This window comes from Aureliella helgolandensis (assembly GCF_007752135.1).
Lineage (GTDB): Bacteria > Planctomycetota > Planctomycetia > Pirellulales > Pirellulaceae > Aureliella > Aureliella helgolandensis.
Genome location: NZ_CP036298.1, coordinates 2,341,594 through 2,363,299, shown reverse-complemented (window position 1 = coordinate 2,363,299; position 21,706 = coordinate 2,341,594). Strand labels below are relative to the sequence as shown.

Genomic DNA, 21,706 nt, shown 5'->3' with positions numbered 1-21,706 from the left:
ATAAAAGGAGCACGCGATGGAGGTCCAACCTGTCGCCGTTGTCGGCACCTACCGGTCGGGGTCAAGCATGATTGCGGCAATGCTGCATGAGCTGGGGGTTGATATGGGGGCACCGTTTTGGGGAAACTACTACGAACCGCAAGATCTTGCTCAATCCCTTCGACGCTGGTGGACAGAACCGCAGCTTATCGCCGCAGAGCCAGCGTCCAATCGCATCTTGCTACTGCGGCAATGGTTCTGCAACAGACTTTCCGCAGATTGCAAGGTCGTGGGTGCCAAACACCCTCTGTTGACCTTATCGATCAATGACCTCATGCGCGCCTGGGGCCCACACACCAAGCTAATTTGGAGTCGTCGAGAACTGGACGATTCGATCCAATCGCTCAAACGCACGGATTGGTGGCCCTCTTCCGAGAATATTCAACAGCAACTATGGACGAAGCTCGCAGCAACCTTCCCTCGCCAAGGTAGCTTGATCATAGATTTTGAAGAGACGCAGAACGCCCCAGTTGTAGTGGTAGAGAAGCTGGTAGACTTTCTCAAGCTCGCGCCCAGCCCAGAAGCCGTTTCCCGAGCGGTCTCGGTCGTTCGGACCAATCCGCCTGCTCCCAAAGTTCCACTGCCGAAAACGTTAACCCGCAGCGGACGGACTCGAATTGCGTGCACGGTCCTCGCAGGTAGTTGCGAAGAATTGATCGGTGATGCGCTGGAGTCGGTGGTGGATTGGGTAGACCAAGTCCTACTGATCGATACAGGGATCGAAGATAAAACGCTCGACGTGGCGCGGGCCGTGGCAGGAAGTAAACTGCAGCTTGCAACCTTGAACTGGTCCGATGACTTCGCCAAAGCTCGCAACCTTGCACTTGAGCTCGCGCAACAAACCGACGCCACCTGGGCCTTGACACTCGACACCGACGAACGACTGCGCAGCACGTCGGACGCGTTCACCTTCCACCAATTGATTGAGCTGCTTGAAACTCACGACGACGTGGACCTATGGCTGGTGGAGTCAAGCGATGGTCAATATAGCAAGGAGCGTTTGATACGCTTGCCGACCACTCTACAGTGGCAAGGCAGGACACACGAGGCTTTGGTCAGCAAGCATCAACAGTACCATCGCCGAGTGCTCCCCCACCTCGTCTTCGATGAAATCCCCAAACCTCCAGAGGCGATGCGCCGCAAGCTTGAGCGAGATCATCGCATTCTGCGTGAAGACTTGAAATGGAGCCCTGAGAACGGGCGAGCATGGTACTACCTGGGGCAAACTCTTGCCAATCTCCTACAACACGAGGGAGCCATCGCAGCTTTTGATCGCTGCGCTTCAATTCACCCCGGACATGAGTTAGCTGCCTGGGCGTGCTATATGGGAGCAAAATGCTGTGTGGAGCTCGGGCTCTTGGACGAGGCGATTTCTCGTTGTGGAATCGGTTTATCCATCGATGCCTGCTTTCCCGAACTGGCTTGGATGAGTGGCTGGTGCTACTTCAAGCAGCAAAATTTTCAACAAGCGGTTGCTTGGTCGCATATAGCGATCTCACTTGGGTGTGTCGAAGGCATTGGCGAGCAGTTCCACCGCATCGGCTTCAGAGATTTGGTGGGTTGGTACGAAGGGCCCTATGACGTACTTCGCTTTTCTCCAATTCCGGCGGGGGGTACCGAAGCTAACGCCGCCGCCTCGTCGAAGTTTGAACAGGCAGCTGCGCTTAGAAAACGCAAGCAAAAACAGCAATCCTCTGCATCTACGCCTTCGCTCTAAATTTTTCTTAAAGATATTGTTAGTAACATGTTGCATCTGTATTTCAGCGCGTTAGTGTGAGGCGGTAAACGCCATCAAAACGGTGACAATTGGGTTTGCGTTTTGATGGACTTTCCTCTTGGCGTTTCAAGTGGAGACCATGAAATGCGACACGCGGCTCTCTTTCTCACTCCTCATGCCACGCGTTCTAGGCATCGCATCCTGAATGTCGAGCCACTCTCGCCTCGAGTTGTATTGGCTGGCGATACGATCGCACCGACCGACATCCCTGACGAGTACAGCGTACTCTCTTCAGAAGCCCGAATTGTCGGTAGCCCCAAGCTTTCGACCTCGGGGAAGGCTCCTGCAGCCCCTGGCGATTCGTCAATCCCGATGGGGTCTGCAATCGCCTATGAGGCTGAAGCGGTCGCTGAGTTCACAGGGGCTGACGATCGGTCCAGGAACATTTCGACGCAAGCCCAGCAAGCTTCAACCTCCCTTGCTCCCGTGGAGCCAGTCCATGCAGCCAGCATTCTGTCCCCCACGTCCGTTGGCAACGCGACTGCCACCTTCGCCACTCAGCCGGAATTCACGATTCACCATCAACTTGCAGATTCAAGCCCACTAGAATCCGAAGAGCCGGACGTCAATCAAACCCATGCTTCTTCTGAGGCGACGGAAGAGGATTATTTGCAGGATCGTTACGCAGTAGATCAAGTACTAACCGGCGAAGGCGAAGCGCCCACAGGCGACTCTGCAACAGCAACCGCTGTTGACTCGATCAACGAAACCGCAATTCGATTGTGGAACTGTGGAGATTCCATTCCTGAGGATTGGATCGATCGAGCGTTCAATGAATTCTGCAACGAGAGTGGTTACCCCATTCCCACACCGTCGGGGACGTTACCCATTGATCCGCCCGGCAGTACACCTTCAACCCCAACCCCATCAGGTACCATTCCGTTCGACCCTCCATCTCCATCTCCATCTCCATCTCCATCTCCATCTCCATCTCCGTCCCCGTCCCCGTCCCCGTCCCCGTCCCCGTCTCCATCCCCGTCTCCATCCCCGTCTCCATCCCCGTCTCCATCCCCGTCTCCGTCCCCGTCTCCGTCCCCGTCTCCATCCCCGTCTCCGTCCCCGTCTCCGTCCCCGTCCCCGTCTCCGTCTCCGTCTCCGTCTCCGTCTCCGTCTCCATCTCCGTCTCCGTCTCCAACTCCTTCCTCGCCCTCGCCCACACCTTCGGGAACGACTCCATATATTCCACCGTACGATCCACCATCCTCTGGCCCCAGCCCAACAGGAACAGCTAGCTTCGAGCCGGACGAACAGCCATACAAAATACGGAGTGTGAAACTCTACGATGGAGGAACATCCGACTCTAGCCGGCGCGTTCTAGAGGGACAGGAAATTTCCATTACTATTGAGCTTGAGGGATCTTCCTCAATCCCTCAAACGCTCATCATCTTTGCCGATCTAAATTTCAACGGCAAGCTTGATCTTGGCGAGCAGGTCCACCAGCGCAACATTCTGAATGCCAATGGAGTGTATGGCGTTTCGTTCCACATACCGGACGACGGACCTTGGCCGGGCAATGAAACGCCGACCGACCCTCTAGAAGTAGAAGTGGACTTCGCGGGCGAAACGGACTCACTGACTTTGGAAGTGGTGAATGTACCACCTCGACTTGTTGGCCGGCCACAGATCGGTCACGAGGTTGACTCCCACGGAGATGCCTGGACCGTGCTCCAAGCAAGCTTTCTAGACCCTGGCATTCATGACCTTCATACAGCCAGTGTTACTTGGGCCGATGGGACCACGGCCAACAGCAACGTGTTCAGCCAGTTCTATACCTGTTCCAACACTCCCGCTAAGACCGTTGAGTTCAGGTTGCCGCGAGTCTATGGCGATTCACTCTATCCCCTAACTCTGACCGTCTCCGACGATGATCAAGGGGCAGTTACTTACCCAATGCTGGAGATGGACGTATTGCGCAATGACGACGACGATGACGAAAGTGGTCTGAGTGATCAATTTGAACGTGGATTCTTGGACGACGATCTGCTTCCAGTGGACTTCACCCCGATGTTGACCGAGGAGATGAGTGCAGACGATGGTCGCTTTTATTTGAGCTACGATCTTTCTACGATTCGACTTTGGGATTCGCCGCAGAAGAACAATCTCGTCCTTCCCTACATGTATTATGCGGGTGGTCCAAGCGACATGCTCACCGTCCCCACACTTCCCTATACAGGTCAAGAGACACTGTATGTCGAGGGCATCGCGTTGCATCGCACCCCCATCAATCTAACTTGGGCCCCCACACAACAAGACAACAGTTCTCCGTTCGACTCCTGCAATTTAAATAGCATTCAAGTAGCTTCGCTTGACGTAATGGTTTGGGGAATTGATCTAGATATCGATAGCGACAACGACAATGGCACATTTTTCCCTGAATTGGACGATTGGGAAGAAGAACTTGAATCCAACAGGTTTGCCATAGGCAAGATGCTCTACAAGGACGCTAATCAATTTACACCACTTGTCATACAGTTGCCAACACATATCCCTCCATCCGAGATTGTCATACGCTTAGAGGAATTGAGGAAGAACAAGCCGTCTGGCACGATCAATATTTGGGACGCGCCAAAATACAATGCCAACCGACGTCTTTTGGGTACGCCCGACGGAGATTTGATTGGTGACTTTACACTCTCAGAGCTGAACTACAATCCGTATAACGGAAGAGTAGTCCTCTGGTTAGAGGCAATTCAGATTACCACCGGCCATGACGTTAAGATTGATGTCGATACTCTCCACAAACCGGATGATCGCATCAAGGCTACCATTTGGAGCACATCAGAAATTGTTAAAGCAACTGACGAAGTTAAATATATGGCAGTGAACGCCAATACATTCTTCCCAGCGCTTAATTCAATGCCGGAATTGCGTAGTGCAGCTGCTGCAGAAGCGGTCTACGCTAAGGGTTCACACCCGGACATGTCGCTGCAGTACATCGATCAAGAACAGGTTGAAAAATGGCTAGAAGATTCAGATCTGAATCAGAGCTTCCAAGCCTTAATACTTACGTACTTGTTTAATGCGAGAAGAGATATTGGCAGTCCGATATTTCCACTTGGATTCAAAGCTGGTCTCTACCGAGATTATGTATCCGGTGGCTACATAATCTCTTTTGCAGGGACCGACCTCGATACACCAGAGGATCTCATATCGAATGTTCGACAGCTCCTCACAAACGGTGAGCCGCAGTATATCGCAGCAATGGATCTAACCTACTATTTGGCACAGCTTTCCCCTGTTGAAAGTAGTCTTTCGATCAGCGGGCATTCCCTCGGGGGGGGCATGGCAAGCGCGGCGTCTCTGTTGACTGGAATTCAAGCTAGAACCTTCAATGCCGCTGGTCTCCAACCACATACGATCCCATTGATACCTGCTTACAGAGCAGCAATGTTGAACTTTGACAGAGCGGAATCACTCATTACCGCGTACGCAGTAAATGAGTTTGTTAGCACTGAACGCTCATTGCCGGATTTATTGACGTTCTTACAAACACACGTCACTGCTCTGCCTAGAGCGGTAGGACGGCAAGTATCTATTGAAGGTCACTTCAATCTTTTTGAATCTGAACGAACACAGTTTGATGAGGCTAAGTTGCTCCTAAGAAGCCTTCCTGATGATTTGGACGAATGGAAAAATCAGTTCTTGACAATCGCTGCTAAGATCTCGATAGCGTTGGGCAAGATCCCCCTTGCATCGTTCAAGATGTTCAGGTCACATCAATTTGATGCAATATACTACGGAATTCTACATACCGATCCCAATTGGAATGTGTACGACCATGATGCTCCCCGGTAGGAATCTGCTATCAGTGCTTCTACTTACTTTCTTGTATTTGCTTGCAGCAATGGCACCTGCTATTGCGCAGACCAACGAGCTTAGACTGATTGATCGTAGTGCCTTCGAATTGTTCTCAACGCCGTACAATTTGAGAATCGCAGAGACAATTTCGAGGAACAACCTCTCTCTACTTCGAGAAATGCTCGACGAAAATGCTGACATCAATTCTCCCGAACTAAATGGAATGACTTTGTTGTTCTGGTCGATGATGGAGGGAAATGTAGAGGCGTTTGAAATGCTATTGGAATACGGTGCCAACCCGCATATTCCGTTGAAAACGACCATTGCTTCTACTGAGGGAGCCGAAGTTACATTTCAGCACTTTGCTGGCGACACAGTCCTCTTCTCGATCGTCGGCCATGCCTACCTGCGGAGCGAATTCTTTTGTGTAGCGATGAAGTACATCCATCAGCCCAACCAAAGAAACAGTGATGGAATGACGCTCCTTCATGTGTATCTAGGTGTCAATTCTGGATTGCACAATATCAAGAAAAGAGATTTGCAATTACTAGTTCTGATGGGGGTGGATGTCAATGCGATGGACAAGAAGGGACTTACCGCATGCCGTTACGCGATAAAACGGGATATCCATGGAGTCTTCGCAATTCCTGTTTGTCGATGGTTACTTGCTAAGAACGCGGATCCGTCCCTCACTTCCGAAGACGGCACTAGGCTGCTGGACGACATTTCCTTGGCAATTCAGAAAATGGCCGATCCAAGCGAATTTGTGACTTTGCAAAAGGAATTGCGCCTCCCTAGTAATCAGAATGGACGTTTCCACTCCCCAACGCTTCCAGATTTCCCGATCGCATGGAGTGAATCACTTCCCAGTACAACCTTCGCTAGTAACACATCTTACCGAGCTCACTGCGATACAATTGCCAGCAAGGATGGTGCAGCTTCCGTGCGTTCAGAAATTGCACCAACACTGGATATCAACTACCAATCTCCAGCAGGTATGACGCTGCTACTTTGGTCCTACCTCGCTGATAACCAAACAGCCTTCCAGGAACTACTTGAACTGGGTGCAAGCCCGGACGTCAAGCTCTCGGAACCTCTGAGCAAGTGGATGAAGCTTGGTGCATCATTCGCGCCCGAAAAGCAGGAAACAGTGCTCATGACCACAGAATGGAACCCGGACTTCAAGGAAAATTTCTTCGAAATGGCGTTGGGGTATACGGAAGCTCCGAATGCAGCAGACTTACATGGTCGCAACATTCTTCATCGCTTCCTCTACTATCCACGTCCGGAACAAACACATTTGCTGCAAAAGATCATTAAGACGGGCATCGACCTTGACGCAAAAACCTTAGCTGGCATGACCGCTTGCCATCTGGCCGCGCGACACAACCCCCGCTTCATACCAGTGCTAGTTGACGCCGGAGCCGATCCGCATATTCGTAACCGCCTGGGAGAATCGACGCTGCAGCTGCTCAGCCAGGTTGACCATCCCACGGAAGAACATCAACGCGTTCTGGAGTGGCTAGTGGAACGCAGTGCACGTGAATAAACCGCATCTTGGAAGATTAACATCACGCTCCTTTTGCATCGCGGTGAAGTCTTGCCTGATTCGAACGACAATGATTTTACACAACATCTAGAGCTTTCCAACAGATCCTCACCCAAACAACTTGCTGCACCACTAAGAAAGTCTCCACCTGCAAACCGTGTAATTCGATGCATGCTAGGAGGCTTTGTACTGTCCTGCTTCACTGCTTCAGTATCCTATGTTCTACTTCAAATGGTTTTTCACCTGGCAAGACCGAAAATTGCACTGACTGTCAGCCGGCCCGCTGTAACCATGCGTGCTAAATCGAGCTGGAATCCGATAGACTTGTTTCACGACTCAGCGACTCTTGAACTCTGCGCTGCGATCTCGAGTCGCGACTATTTAGAATTGGATCGACTACTAAAGCAACCAAGAGATCTCAATCAAACGGGAAAATCTGGCATCACCGTTCTCCACTGGGCGTATTTCGAAAACGATTTGGTCGCGTTTACCACACTCCTGAAAGCAGGCGCATCACCCGATATCGTTTTTACGGAGAATGTCGAAACGGATTTCTATGGTTTCTTTAAGGACAGCACACTACCGCTGGATAGCGCGCAGCACCGTGGGTATGGGATGCCATTCTTCGAAGCTTCCCTCCCCTATATTCGAACCCCCAATCATCTCGCGCCGTTTCTCGGACGGACAATTTTGCATGCTTACATAGCCTATTGCTCTGGAGCTTCAGGACCTCCAGTGATTGAAATGATGGGCAAAATATTAGAGACCGGTGTTGATCCCAACATCGTAGATGCGGATGGCGCAACCGCGGCAGGAGTAGCTCTATATTTGAATATGATTGACGAATGCATATTTTTGTTAGAGGCGGGAAAGAACACCCCCAATGCACAAGCGACCAATGCGGCTGTTCGAGAGTTGCTCATCACGAAGTTGAAAGGAAACCAAATTGCAAAAAATGGTCGAGCAATTACAGCTGAACTTCACGCGTTGCAGGCATGGCTGGATGCAAACCCGCCCCCCACTCCTTGACGCCATTCGTTGCGGCGTGGCTTCAGAGTGCCTCGGTAGAGCGCCGCTTGGTATTCGATGTCCACAGTAGACAGCAACAAGGAATCGGTGTCTAAGAGGGACAGGGAAATGAAGCGATGTTTGCTATTATTGGAGAAGATCCCAAATTTGATAGAGTTCTGAATCGAGACGCTCCCCCCCCACTCGCCCTCAACGGAAGAGTCATTTCCGAAGAAGCCCAAGTCGTGAAATTCTGGATGGACGAAAACGCTCCGCTCCCAAGTGAACCGTAGCACGAAATGGATTCTGGCAGCTCCCATACTGTGTGAAAACGGGTGAAAGTGTGGCTGGGTAAGCGAATGGAAAAGAGCGGGACTTGCTAACCAATTCGTGACCGTTCACGGTTGTCAGCGATTCAAACTTAAACTCAAACCCGAAGCAACGACTGAGGCTGCCTGATGGGAGAGGAAGGTCGCGAATGAACGGATGAAATTCTTCGCATGGGTGAGCTTGCTTGGTATTACTCCTCGCCGTTGAGTTTGGCTGGGGTGAGTCTGGTGCAGCAGAGAGTGTTGTTGGCAGGAAAATGTTGGCAGGAAGATCGCCAGAGCAATTCATCTTCCTGCCCCCATCTTCCTGTCAAAACGTCCGCCTGGGTGCTTCGTAACAGTTCACGGTTGTCTGCGACTTAAACTCAAACCTGAAGCAACGCTTGAAGCTGCCTGACGGATAAGGATGTTCGTGAACGGTTGCACAAATTCTTAGTTGGGAATTCGGGGCTTTTGCCGGAGCCATAGACAACGGACAATGCGTCAGCGGATAATACGCCAGCGGATGGGCAGTCGTGTTCCGATTTCCGTTGGACTGCTGCCGAAGGACTCTAGCCATCCGTATTGCTTCGCCCATCGCCGTTCCTTGGAGACCTACCAACGTGAAATCAATCTACTTTGCCGCTATGTTCGCCTGCGTTCTTGGGAGCGTCTCGGCAGGAGAGAGACCGAACGTCCTGCTGTTCACCGCCGATGATCTGCATGCCGAATCGCTGGGGGTCTATGGCGGGAAACCTGCCGATTTGACGCCGAATCTCGACGCCTTTGCCACCGAAAGTCTGCTGTTCAATCGAGCCCATGTGAACGTCGCCATCTGCGCACCCTGTCGCGCTGTCATCGCCACCGGCCGTTACAGCCATCGCTCCGGGGCCATGGGCTTCATGCCCGCCAGAGAGGACGTCCCGGACATCGTGACCACCTTGCAAGCGGCGGGATATTACACCGGAATCCTTGGGAAAGTCGGACACTCCACGCCCAAAAAATCAATGCAGTGGGACTACCACTTCGACCAACAGGAGCTTGGCAATGGACGCAATCCCGAACTTTACTACCAGCGTAGCCAAGCGTTTTTCAAAGAGTGCCAGACCCATCAGCAGCCGTTCTACTTCATGGTCAACTCCCACGATCCACATCGCCCCTTTTGCAATCCGGCCAAGCTCACGAAGGGCGCCGCGATGCCCTCCCAAATCTACGCCCCCGAGGACGTCGACGTGCCCGGGTTCCTTCCCGACCTGCCAGGAGTCCGCGCTGAACTAGCGACCTATTTGAACTCCACCCGCCGGCTGGACGATACCTTCGGCAAAGTGATGCAGGCGCTTCAGGAAGCGGGCGCGGCCGAGAACACACTGGTCTTGTTCATTACCGACAACGGAATCGCCGTTCCCTTTGCGAAGTGCAATGCATGGTTCCACAGTTCGCGAAGTCCACTGCTGGTGCGCTGGCCGAGCACTATCAAGCCAGGTACTCGCGATGACCAACACTTTGTATCGGTCGTTGATTTCTTTCCAACAATCCTGGAAGCTACTGGAGTCGAGGCGCCCAGCGGATTGGACGGACGATCCTTCCTCCCTCTGCTCCAAGGAAACTCCCAGGAGGGACGCGACTACGTTTACACGCAGATCGATTCGAAAGCGGGCGGTGCCGCCGTGCCCATGCGCAGCGTTCAAAATGACCAGTTCGGCTACATCTACAATCCGTTTAGTGATGGAGACTACTGGTACCGCAACAACAACGAGGGGCAGACCATGGCGGCGATGAACCAGGCCGCTCAAACCGATCCCACCCTGGCAGCTCGCATCGATCTTTTTCGCCACCGCGTGCCGGAAGAATTTTACGATTTGAGAAACGATCCCGATTGCCTACACAACCTGATCGATGATCCAGATCAAGCCGAGTCTGTAAATGCCTTACGCGACAAATTGGTGGAGCAGATGAAAAGCACCGAAGATCCAATGCTGGCTGCATTTCTAAATCGGGACGACCGCGTCAAGGTCGATGCAGTATTGCTCGCAACCTATGGCGTCCGAAAAAACGAACGCCCCCTGGCGAAATGAGAAAATGGGGAGTCGTTTTCCAAACCACAACGCAGCACATGCTCTCGTTGTATACTGCTCCAGATGCCCAGCCTTGAACAATCCGAGTCGAGCGAACGATCCGCGATTCAACGATCGGCAATCCGCCGATTGGACGGGGGCCTGCGCGCCGTAATTGCGATGGAATGTTTTGGAGTAGGCGGCCGATACCTCTTTGGCTCCTTCGAAACCGAGAGCGACATTTACGGCTGGCTCTACTTTGATTGCCAGTGGCCCGAGGGACTCGCGCAAGGCATCGACACCTTCGGCGCGATCCTAACGCTGGCAACAGGCCTGCTCCTGTGTTTGACCGGTTGGGCCAAGCGTTGGCAGAGCTCCCAATCGTCCTGGACCGGGCTGGTGCGAAACTTGGATGGGCCTGCGGCCGCTTGGATCGCCGCGTGGATGTTGCTGCTCGCCATGGCTCACATGATGAGAGCGGCCGTCTACGCTGAAATATCTCTAGCCGAACATGCGGTGCGCTACGTCGCGCCAGTGGCGTTACTCCTGCTCGGCCGCGGCCTGGTGCCGGATGTTGCTGCCGAAAGACGTAGCACGCCCTCTAAGCTGGCGATTCGATTGCTGCTGGTCGCTACCTCGGCCACCTTCGCCGCGCATGGCTATAAGGCCATGGAACACTATGGTCCCTTCACGGACTTGATTCTATTGTCCGACCTACAGTGGCCCCAATGGAATTTGACACAGGAGACTGCGGAACGCCTGCTGACTACAATTGGTGTGGTTGACCTGGTGGTCGCATTCTTGCTGCTAGCCAGCCAGTCTCGTGCGGTTGCCTTGTATATGGCTGCTTGGGGCTTCATGACAGCCGCCAGCAGAATCACTGCCCTCGGCGTAGACGCATGGCCTGAAACCGTCGTACGGATAGCCAATGGAGGCGTGCCGCTAGTCATTGCCGTCTACTGGTTAACGCTTCAAAAACGCCCCCCTCCCACCACCGCACCCGCGAATCTCACCTCAGAACTTTTAGGAGATGATGTCGAATGAAACCGCTACGGAATTCCCACCTCTTTTTTGCAACCCTCGCGGGGCTTTGCCTCCTGGGCAGTTCCCTGGCGGTTGCAGACGCTCCGCTGGAAGGCACCAAGCCAGCGCAATGGCGAGTCCTGTGGACGGATGATCCAGCCACCACGGCGACCGTTTCATGGAGTACAGCAGCACGCGGGGAAAACCATACGGTTCGCTATCGCAAAAGGAACTCCGATGAGCAAAACTCTATCCAACTCGCCGATTCGGGCCGGTACACCGGAGGTGAATTCGAACTTTATTATCACCATGCTCGGTTGAGCGAACTGGAACCCTCGACGGCCTATGAGGTTCAAATGGTCAGTGACTCGGAACAGTCGCCCGTATTTTATTTCGTGACTGCACCAGCCACCACGCGTCCATTCAGTATCTTGCACGGAGGGGATTCGCGTTCGGACCAAGATGCACGGCGGCGGGTCAACACGATGATCGCTGAGATGGTAGCCTCCTCGTATGACAACGACGATGAAGCTGACGACATCCTGGCATTGGCGCATGGCGGGGACTACATCGTCAGCGGCACGAAAATGGATCTCTGGTCGATGTGGCTATCGGACCATGAACTGACCACCGGACCGGACGGGCGCTTGCTGCCGTTGATTCCAGCCCGCGGAAACCATGACAAGGGTAAGCCGTTTAACGAAGTATTTGGATTCCCCGAAGATGACTTGAATTATTACAGCATCAGCATCGGACCCGACGTTCGATTTGTCACGTTGAATTCTGAAACCAGCACCGCAGGCGATCAGGCCCAATGGCTCGCCGAAGAACTTTCCCAATCGCGAAAGAGCCATTGCTGGCTGTTGACGCAGTACCATCGTCCGGTGTATCCCGCCGTTAAGGAACCGGGAGCGGGACTAAAGAGTTGGGTTCCTCTCTTCGAAAAATTCAATGTCGACCTTGTCTGCGAAGCGGATGGGCACAACATTAAGCGCACCGTGCCGATACGCAATGGCAAGCATGATGAAACTGGAGTCGTCTACATTGGCGAAGGGGGCATGGGTGTGCCACAGCGGACGCCCAAGCCGGAACGCTGGTTCTTGCAAGAGCCAGGCATGGCCGACCAAGGGCACCACATCTTCGTCCTTACGTTCCAGGATGCGACGCTCACGGGCAAATGCGTTTTGGAAGGAGGCAAGGTCCGCGACGAATTCTCGCGCACCGCCCGAGCTCAGCCGCTCACGCAATAACCTGCGACGAGTTCAAGTTCCTTCACCTCCTGCCTACACGGAAGGATCGCCATGGTTCCGAGTTTCCAAAGCCAAATCTTCAAACCGCAAGAGTTGTCGGAATCGTGGCATACCTGCCCCGGGTCGCTTGGCAGGAGGCCGCAGATGCAGGCCGAATTCATCGCGCGTCCTAGGGCTGGCGGGAACGCTGCTCCCGCCTACTGAAAAATCGCGACAGTTCAGCCGCCCAGACCGAATTAGAGACTAGCCTAAGCCATCCAACCATCCTACTACGGAGACCTCACGATGCGGTTCACCACCATGCGGACGCTGGCATTCATGCTGGTCGCAGTTGCCGGCCCCTCCGCCGTGGCAGAGGACGGGCTGGATCCGCTGAAACCGACGGACATCCCCTGGCCGCCGGTCCCCGAAGCTCAGGTCCAACGCTATACGGCCTTTCGAGCAATTGCCCCAATCACAATCGATGGCAAGCTGGACGAAGCGACCTGGCAACAGGCACCTCGCTCGCCGCGGTTCGTCGACTTGATTCGTGGCCATCGGACAGTGCACGAGACGCGAGCCGCCGTCACATGGGACGCTCAGAATCTGTACGTCGCCTATTGGGTCGAAGAGCCTTTTGTTTCCGCCAAGATTACGAAGCGAGACGACAACGTTTACAACGACAACGACGTCGAGTTCTTTTTGGCATTCGACAACGCCTACTATGAATTCGAAATTAATGCTCTGGGAACGATCTACGAAGGGCTGTTTGTCTGGCAGAGCGAGTATGAAAAACAGGGCTTCTCCAGGGAGCCGGAAATTGACCGCTCGCGCGACGGTGTCAAATGCATCTCTTTCAACGGCGTGGGCTTCAAAAATCATCCTCGAGGATTGCGGCACGCGTTTCTGAATTGGGACTACCCGAATGCTCAAGCTGCAGTCGCCATCGACGGAACGTTGAATGACGGCGAAGATCGTGATCGCGGGTGGACGGTCGAACTGGCATTTCCCTGGTCCGGCATGAAGATAGTTGCTCTCGGGGACGAGCGTGCGATTCCCCCGAATTCTGGGGATATTTGGCGGATGGACTTTTCACGGTTCAATCAGTTCCGAGAAGCTCCGCCGGTACGCGATTCAACCGGATGGGCATGGAGTCCTCATGGATGTTGGGACTCGCACATCCCAGAAGTGTTTCCGTTTGTTACATTTTCGACCGATGCTGTCCCCAACCCAGATGTGAAGATTGTAGAATAGTAGACTCTGCAGCCCCCCTTGCGTTCAAGACGCCATTACTGACCGTCGCACCTGGTATTTAAGCAATGTTGTCTTTCGCCGCTCTCCAACGCAACTGCGCATCGGTCTTTTTCTTTGCAGCTTTCTTTTTTCAGTTGCATGGTGATGCAGCCGAGCCAGGCCGAGTGCTATGGACGGAATCGCGCGTCGTTGGTTTTCCGGATACTCCGCCGCCATTCCGAGTCCAGCGGGTATTCGAGAATCTGGACCTTCAGAAACCGCTGAGTGTTACGGCGTTTCCCGGAACCCAAGACTTACTTATTCATGTTCATCCAGGGGACTACGGCGGGCCGGGACGGCTATTGCGTTATAGCCCTACTAGTCTTAGCCCTACGAGTCTTAGCCACACGAGTGCAGGCACTGAGCTGTCAGAATTTCTGGTTTTGGACGACATCATCTACGGAGTCGCCTTCCATCCAGATTTCCTTCGAAACGGCTATATGTATATCGGCTGCAATGGGCATTCCGATGTGTTGGGAGAGGTGTGTACCCGAATACTGCGGTTTCACGTCGCCCGAACTCCGCCGTTTGCGTGCGATCCGACGTCACAGACGACGATCATTGAATGGGCATCGAACGGCCACAATGGTGGCGATCTCGTCTTCGGGCACGATGGGATGCTGTACGTTTCGGCGGGCGACGGCACGTCTGATTCCGACGCCAATCTTGCGGGGCAGGATCTCAGCACCCTCCCTGGTTCCATGTTGCGAATTGACGTGAATCGCCCCACAGTGGCCAAGCCCTACTCGGTGCCACGGGACAATCCATTCTTGGATCTCAAGGGCGCTCGCCCCGAGATATGGGCTTATGGCCTTCGCAATCCCTGGCGCATTTCAGTGGACTCAAAGACCGGTGAATTGTGGGCTGGAATCAATGGGCAGGATCTCTGGGAATCGGTTCAAGTCGTCCGTCGTGGAGAGAACTACGGGTGGAGCATTACTGAAGGGAGTCATCCATTTCACCCCAATCGCGTGCGTGGTCCGACGCCGATCATCCCCCCCACGATTGAACATCCCCATTCCGAAGCGCGATCGCTGACCGGCGGCCACGTCTACTACGGTACGGAGCATCCGTCCCTTTACGGACACTACATCTACGGGGACTACTCAACGGGAATAATTTGGGCTGCACAGTATGACGGCACAGCCATTGTGTCGCATTTCCTAGTTGCCAGAACTTCGCTGCAGATCACAGGTTTCGGTATCGACCACGAGGGTGAACTTTTGATTGCGGACCACGGAAGCGGGCTCTATCGCTTGGTTGCTTCGACGCATGTACCCACGCATGATTTTCCGCGGCTACTCAGTCAAACCGGCCTCTTTGAGTCGACGGCAGACAATAAGCTACATCCCGGTCTCATTCCCTACAGCGTCAATTCCCCATTATGGTCCGATGGAGCGGAAAAGGAGCGTTTCATCGCATTGCCAGGCGCTCAGTCGGTTGAATTCCAGACATCCAAATGCTGGAACTTCCCGGATGGTAGCGTGTTGGTGAAAACGTTTTCCTTGCCTATTGCGGACAGCAATCCCCCAAATTTAACACGCATCGAAACGCGGTTGCTGACGCGTCAGCAGGGGGAGTGGCATGGATATTCCTACGAGTGGAACGAAGAACAGACCGACGCAGAGCTGGTCGCTGCAGCGGGTCGAAATCGAGAGATCCTGGTAAACGCTTCTTCCACCGAGGGAGGATTGAGGCATCAAACATGGCATTTCCCGAGTCGGGCTGAATGCATGGTGTGCCACAGCCGCGCTCAAGAATATGTGCTGGGACTTTCCGTTCAACAGACAAACCTCGATATTGCCATCGACGGTAAAACTATGCCACAATTGGAATACTTTAGACAACTGGGGCTCTTCCACCAAGCTTCGCCCCCTAATGATGGCGGCACGGAGAAATCGCGCGAAAGCTCAACATTCACGTTCCCGGCTGCCTTCAGCGAGATGCCGAGGCTACCGAATCCAGCGGATACGACGCAACCGTTAGAGGCTCGGGCACGTTCCTATCTGCATTCCAACTGCGCGAATTGCCATGTCAAGGAAGGCGGCGGCAATTCAAAAATCGATTTGGCATTCAACAGCCCACTGGACAAGACAGACCTGGTGAATGCGGTCCCCCTTCATGGATCCTTCGATCTGGACGATGCAAAGCTGATTAAGCCCTCCGATGCCACAGCGTCAGTGCTCCTACACCGCATGCGACACCGCGGACGCGGCCAGATGCCTCCGTTGGCGACTTCTGTCATCGACCGAGATGCCGTGGAGATTATTTCACAATGGATTCAGTCGATGCCGCCAAGCGAGCGCGAAGGAAGGCAAGCAACCTCCGGCACCCCATGAGCTGCCTGCTATCGAGCTCAATCACTGGACCTTTTCCAACGGTGTCGAATTCTACTGGGCCGCCGCGACAACAATTGCTGGCCAATAAGAACGGCAACTTGCCGCTTCTTTTAAGTACTAAACTGGTGCTTCAGGTAGAATGCAGCCGGGTCTGCCGCGGTCTTGGTTCTCGCGATGAGCCTGATGCGAGCTGCCGCAGAACTGCCGGGCTGGAACAACCAGCACGAATGCTTCCCCCAATCTCTTCGATGGAGAGAATCATGAAAACGATTCTTCTTGTATGCGTCTCGGTAGCCAGCGGTTTAACCGCAATTGCCGCCGAAAAACCCAACATTCTTTTCATTGCCATCGACGATCTACGTCCCGAGTTGAAGTGCTATGGTGGGACGCAGGTGCGTACGCCGCATCTGGACGCCTTTGCCTCCCAGAGCATGCGGTTTGACCGCGCTTATTGCCAAGTGCCAGTTTGCGGAGCATCCCGCGCGAGTCTAATGACTGGCATCCTACCGACGGCAATGCGATTCATGAACTACACCACGCGCGCTGACCGAGACGCACCTGGTGCCGCAACCCTCCCCGAGACTTTCAAGAACGCTGGCTATACAACGCTTTCCAACGGCAAGGTGTTCCACACTCGGGACGACTCCGAAGAGGAGAGCTGGAGTGAACCGGCCTGGCGCCCCGACGCCGATTCAATGCTAAGCCATGATCCAGCAACCACGCAAAGGCTGTCGGAAAGCAAGCAGCGAGGGCGTATCTACGAATCTCCCGACGTGGAGGACAACGCGTATGCTGATGGGCAAGTTGCCGAAAAGAGCATCCAAGATCTCCAGCGTCTTAAACGAGCTGGCACTCCGTTCTTTCTGGCCTGCGGCTTCGTCCGTCCGCACATGCCCTTCTATGCACCTAAGAAGTATTGGGATCTGTATGAGCGGGAGCAGGTCGAAATCGCCGACAATCGCTATCGGCCGACGAAGGCTCCCCAGGAACTTCGCGGTAGTGAAGAATTTCGCTCCTATCACTTAGCTGATTTCGACTCCGATTCGAGGGACTTTCATCGCATGATGCGCCACGGGTACATGGCCAGTGTGAGCTACGTCGATGAATTGGTGGGGAATGTTTTGGCCGAACTCGAGCGTCTTGAGCTTTCGGACAATACGATCGTCGTGGTCTGGGGGGATCATGGCTGGCATTTGGGGGAACACAACTTCTGGGGAAAGCACAACACCATGCATCTAGCGACGCGTGTGCCATTGATTGTGAGAGCCCCCGGCAAGCAAGCTGGAAGAACAGCAGCCTTGGTGGAAACCAGCGATATCTATCCGACCCTATGTTCGCTGGCTGGCATTGAGATTCCGGAAACCGTACAGGGCCGCAGCTTCTCCTCCCTCCTTGACGCCCCCCAGGAAGCCTTTCGAGACGGTGTCTACAGTCGAATTCGTACGGGTGATTCTCTCATCACCGACCGATTTACGTACACCGCCTATGACGGTGGAGCATCTGAAATGCTGTATGACCTTCAGGCAGATCCGAGCGAAAACGAGAATGTGGCAGCTCAGCCCGAATACGCTGAAACCGTAGCAACCATGAAACGCATGCTCAAGCAGCGGCAGACCGAAGCGGCCGCCGCGAAGCTTGTAGCGGCCCCGCAGGCGGTCCCCGCGCAGGCCGCAAGCAGCCCACAGGCTGTTCCGAAGCAGCCGCCGGTCCAGCCTCAAAGCACGGTCGAGGCTCCTGCCTACGCAAGAGAGATCCCACTGCCGACCTATTCCGAGGTGAAGTACGGCAAGCACCAGCGGCACGTTCTCGACTTTTGGCAGGCTGATTCCGAGACCCCCACGCCGCTAGTCATGGTGATTCACGGCGGTGGCTGGAATGGCGGCAGCAAAGAGCGGCTCAGTCGCTTCGCCGATGTACCAGCCCTATTGAAAGCAGGGATTTCAGTTGCCGCCATCAACTATCGCTTGATGAAGCATGCCCAACATGTCGAGCCACCGGTGAAAGCCCCGTTGCATGATGCGGCCCGAGCCGTGCAATTCCTGCGCAGTCAGGCGGGCGCATGGAACATCGACAAGGCACGCATCGGAGCTTCAGGTGGTTCCGCAGGTGCCTGCTCCAGCCTCTGGCTGGCCTATCATGACGATCTGTCCGATCCGGGGAGTGAGGATCCAATCGCGCGGGAATCGACTCGGCTGTGGTGTGTTGCTGTTAATAGCCCCCAGACGACACTCGACCCCAAGCAAATGGTCACCTGGACGCCCAACAGCCGCTACGGAGGTCATGCTTTTGGCAAAAAGAACTTTGCTCAATTTTTGGCCGAGCGGGAGAGCATCGCTGCGTGGATTGCCGAGTATTCTCCCTATGCACTGGTAAGTGCCGACGATCCTCCAGCTTGCCTCTTCTTCAGCAATCCGCCGGCCATGGGTCAGGATCAGAAAGATCCCACCCACACCGCGAACTTTGGTATCGGCTTGCAGAGACATTGTGCCGAGTTCGACGTTGAATGCGACGTGGTGTACCCGGGTGCGGCTGGCGTGAAATACAAAACCCCAACCGACTTTCACATCGCGATTCTTGGGCAAGCGGAAAAACCATAAGCAGCCCCGACAGCAAGCTCCATTCGGCGCGTGCGGCGCAAGATCGTTTCGGTTTGAGGGCAAGCCTCGATACTGGAAAATTATCATTGCCCCGTTCGACTCCCAAGCAAGCCCGGATCACTGCTTTCACAATTGGAGTTGAACGGGCGACCTGCATTGCAGATTTCACATGGCAAAGCACCGCTCTATTCCGGCTTGGACAGCTGTTCCCAACACCTCACATTCGTCGGGGATCGGCAGAAAGTAGCACGGACTTCTTGCGCGAGCGGAGAAAGCCTATAGCAGGAGTTCGAGATGCGGCGTCCGACACACAGTCGCTCGTCACCAGCTAGGAATCCTCCACTGCTTGACCGATCCCATAGCTGATCGCCAGGAGGGCGATGCAGCACGCGAGCAAGCCACTTTGTTTAGCCCACTTTATAGCGTGCCAGCTAAACTCGGAACTCGGAACTCAGAACTCAGTGAAACGGTACTCGTACTGAATACTCCCCGAGAAGGAATGTCGAATGTCGAACTGTGAACTGTGAATTGTGGACGAGCACGAGTGGGAGTGGGAGTGGGAGCCTTTGATGTCCTGAGGTTTAATGCATGGAATTGTGGGCAAACCTAAGGCAGATTCCCCTTACCCAAGAGCTGTGTTCTCCGAACGATCGCTAACCCCTAATTCTTAGTGTTGATGATGTACAAGCTTCGAAACATGGTACCCTGGAATTTCAGTTCGTGACCGACTAGGGAGGTAAACAAACCATGCGAGTTTTTCTCAGGCAATTTTTGGGCTTGGGGGCTGCTTCAGCAATTCGACTTGCGCGGGCTGCGTCGTGCTTTGGACTATTGGCTACGAGCAGCTGGGCTGAAGTGTGGGAGATGCATTCGATCGATAATAGCGGGCAAGGCGCTGACGGCGTGCGACTTGCCGATTTCAACCAAGATGGGCTACCGGACATCGTTACCGGTTGGGAAGAGTCAGGTGTCGTACGCTTATACCTCAACCCTGGCTACGACCAAGCGGAGCAAGCGTGGCCAAATGTGACCGTTGGAAGCGGAGATTCTCCGGAAGACGCGGTCGCCTTCGATATCGATAGCGATGGAAAACTCGACATTGTCAGTTGTCACGAAGGAAAGCAGAAGCAGTTGCTCGTTCACCGTTTCAATGGAGAACTCACCGATAACGCCGCACTACTCGAACCTCAGAATTGGCAGACCTCGGCTTTCGACCAACTGAATGGTCAACAATGGATGTTTGCTGCTCCAATCCAACTGCGGGGAGGTCGTTCGGCCTTGGTAGCTGGAGCTAAGAATTCGCAGGCGACTCTGACACTGCTTACGCAACCGGATCGTGATTCAAGCGAGCTTTCCAATTGGCAGACGCAGAAACTGCGAGACGCAGGGTGGACGATGACTTTGAGCATCATCGACATGGATGACGATGGAGACGACGACATTGTGTTCAGCGATCGCAAGCGAGGCGGCCGTGGTGTTGCTTGGTTGGAACAGCCCAACGATCACGCGGCCCTGAGCGTATGGAAGGAACATTCCGTTGGAGGTCACGAATACGAAGCGATGTTCCTGTCAGCTTCCAAAGATGAAATGCTGCTGGCGACCCGTAATTCCGTTTGGCTTGAGTATCGACGAACCGCCGCCGAGCAATGGCAAGAGACCGTGCACCCCAACCCTCCGAATATTCCTTTTGGTAAAGCGATCCGGCGAATCGATAGTGAGACTTTGATCATGACCGCTAATTCGAGTGCCGACGGAATCAAGAGTCACCGTCAAGCCATTTGGATCAAGCGAGCCGACACTTCCTGGACACCGATCGCTAATGCCACTCGAGCCAAGTACGACCGAATCGAGTGTCTGGACTTGGATGGTGACGGCGACCTCGATGTGCTCACTTGCGAAGAAAAGCAAAATCTTGGTGTGGTCTGGTATGAAAATCCAGCTCTCGATAAATCCTGACATTGGCCATAGCGTTTACCGAGCAACCTTTCAATCCTCCCGCGTTGGTTCATCTTTGCGACTCGGCTCTTGCCAGCCGTTTCGTGACGGGCTGTTGATTTAGGGTAACCGTTCACGACCTTCCTTAACCATGAACAAATTCAACCGTTGCTACAGGTTTGAGTTTCGATTGGATTCGCTGACAACCGTGAACGGTTGCGATTTAGGAGCGATTGGAGTCCTAACGCGGAGGTAGCATCCAGAATAGCCCTGTGGCGGCAACCACCTTTCCTTGCTCACGCGGCGGGTTGCGATTGTAGTCTGGAGCATCAGTGAGAGGGGATTCGTAACCCGCTGCGTAAGCAAGGATCGTTGCACTGCAAGCACTCCAACCAAGCTCGAACCAACTTGGCCCCATGGGCAATAGCCAATGCATCAAACGGCATGCCGAACCGGATTGTGGAACCCAAGCGTTTTCAATCCTGCTGAAATGGTAGCATCCAGAATAGCCCTGTAGCGCCAACCACCTTTCCTTGCTCACGCGGCGGGTTGCGATTGTAGTCTGGAGCATCAGTGCGAGGGGATTCGTAACCCGCTGCGTAAGCAAGGATCGTTGCACTGCAAGCACTCCAACCAAGCTCGAACCAACTTGGCCCCATGGGCAATAGCCAATGCATCAAACGGCATGCCGAACCGGATTGTGGAACCCAAGCGTTTTCAATCCTGCTGAAATGGTAGCATCCAGAATAGCCCTGTA

The 21,706-nt window shown here is 54.0% G+C and carries 13 protein-coding genes; 12 read left to right on the top strand and 1 reads right to left on the bottom strand.

All coding sequences use genetic code 11. The features are described 5' to 3' along the window. The first annotated feature begins 16 nt into the window (after positions 1-16). A complete protein-coding gene (locus Q31a_RS08350; RefSeq protein WP_145076530.1) occupies positions 17-1,756 on the top strand; it encodes a glycosyltransferase in 1,740 nt (579 codons plus the stop codon). 854 nt (positions 1,757-2,610) lie between these two features. Here the strand turns inward: Q31a_RS08350 and Q31a_RS30070 are convergent. Continuing rightward, positions 2,611-3,075, bottom strand: coding sequence for a hypothetical protein (locus Q31a_RS30070; RefSeq protein WP_197356469.1), 465 nt, complete (start codon positions 3,073-3,075; stop codon positions 2,611-2,613). 10 nt (positions 3,076-3,085) lie between these two features. Here Q31a_RS30070 and Q31a_RS08340 point away from each other — a divergent pair, with 10 nt between their 5' ends. From Q31a_RS08340 to Q31a_RS08295, 11 genes are all read left to right on the top strand, one after another. Next, positions 3,086-5,611, top strand: coding sequence for a hypothetical protein (locus Q31a_RS08340; protein ID WP_145076528.1), 2,526 nt, complete (start codon positions 3,086-3,088; stop codon positions 5,609-5,611). A gap of 181 nt (positions 5,612-5,792) precedes the next feature. Beyond that, entirely contained in the window at positions 5,793-7,163 is a 1,371-nt protein-coding gene (locus Q31a_RS08335) for an ankyrin repeat domain-containing protein (protein ID WP_197356467.1), read from the top strand. Between the two features lie 33 nt (positions 7,164-7,196). Further along, positions 7,197-8,192 (top strand): ankyrin repeat domain-containing protein, encoded by a 996-nt coding sequence (locus Q31a_RS08330; protein ID WP_145076524.1) that lies wholly within the window; start codon positions 7,197-7,199, stop codon positions 8,190-8,192. Between the two features lie 116 nt (positions 8,193-8,308). Further along, positions 8,309-8,464 (top strand): hypothetical protein, encoded by a 156-nt coding sequence (locus Q31a_RS30065; RefSeq protein WP_197356465.1) that lies wholly within the window; start codon positions 8,309-8,311, stop codon positions 8,462-8,464. 638 nt (positions 8,465-9,102) lie between these two features. Further along, positions 9,103-10,554 (top strand): sulfatase family protein, encoded by a 1,452-nt coding sequence (locus Q31a_RS08325; protein WP_145076522.1) that lies wholly within the window; start codon positions 9,103-9,105, stop codon positions 10,552-10,554. Positions 10,555-10,617: 63 nt separating this feature from the next. Beyond that, on the top strand, positions 10,618-11,577 hold the full coding sequence (locus tag Q31a_RS08320; protein WP_231691122.1) for a hypothetical protein: 960 nt from the start codon (positions 10,618-10,620) through the stop codon (positions 11,575-11,577). Further along, positions 11,574-12,806: a purple acid phosphatase family protein gene (locus Q31a_RS08315; RefSeq protein ID WP_145076520.1), complete on the top strand. Its 1,233-nt coding sequence runs from the start codon at positions 11,574-11,576 to the stop codon at positions 12,804-12,806. The genes Q31a_RS08320 and Q31a_RS08315 overlap by 4 nt, the downstream gene beginning before the upstream one ends. Before the next feature lie 285 nt (positions 12,807-13,091). Further along, positions 13,092-14,039 (top strand): carbohydrate-binding family 9-like protein, encoded by a 948-nt coding sequence (locus Q31a_RS08310; protein ID WP_145076518.1) that lies wholly within the window; start codon positions 13,092-13,094, stop codon positions 14,037-14,039. A gap of 65 nt (positions 14,040-14,104) precedes the next feature. Continuing rightward, a complete protein-coding gene (locus Q31a_RS08305) occupies positions 14,105-16,417 on the top strand; it encodes a PQQ-dependent sugar dehydrogenase (protein WP_145076516.1) in 2,313 nt (770 codons plus the stop codon). Between the two features lie 260 nt (positions 16,418-16,677). Beyond that, a complete protein-coding gene (locus tag Q31a_RS08300; RefSeq protein WP_197356463.1) occupies positions 16,678-19,014 on the top strand; it encodes a sulfatase-like hydrolase/transferase in 2,337 nt (778 codons plus the stop codon). A 747-nt stretch (positions 19,015-19,761) separates the two neighbouring features. Then, entirely contained in the window at positions 19,762-20,970 is a 1,209-nt protein-coding gene (locus Q31a_RS08295) for an FG-GAP repeat domain-containing protein (RefSeq protein ID WP_145076512.1), read from the top strand. The last annotated feature ends 736 nt before the right edge of the window (positions 20,971-21,706 follow it).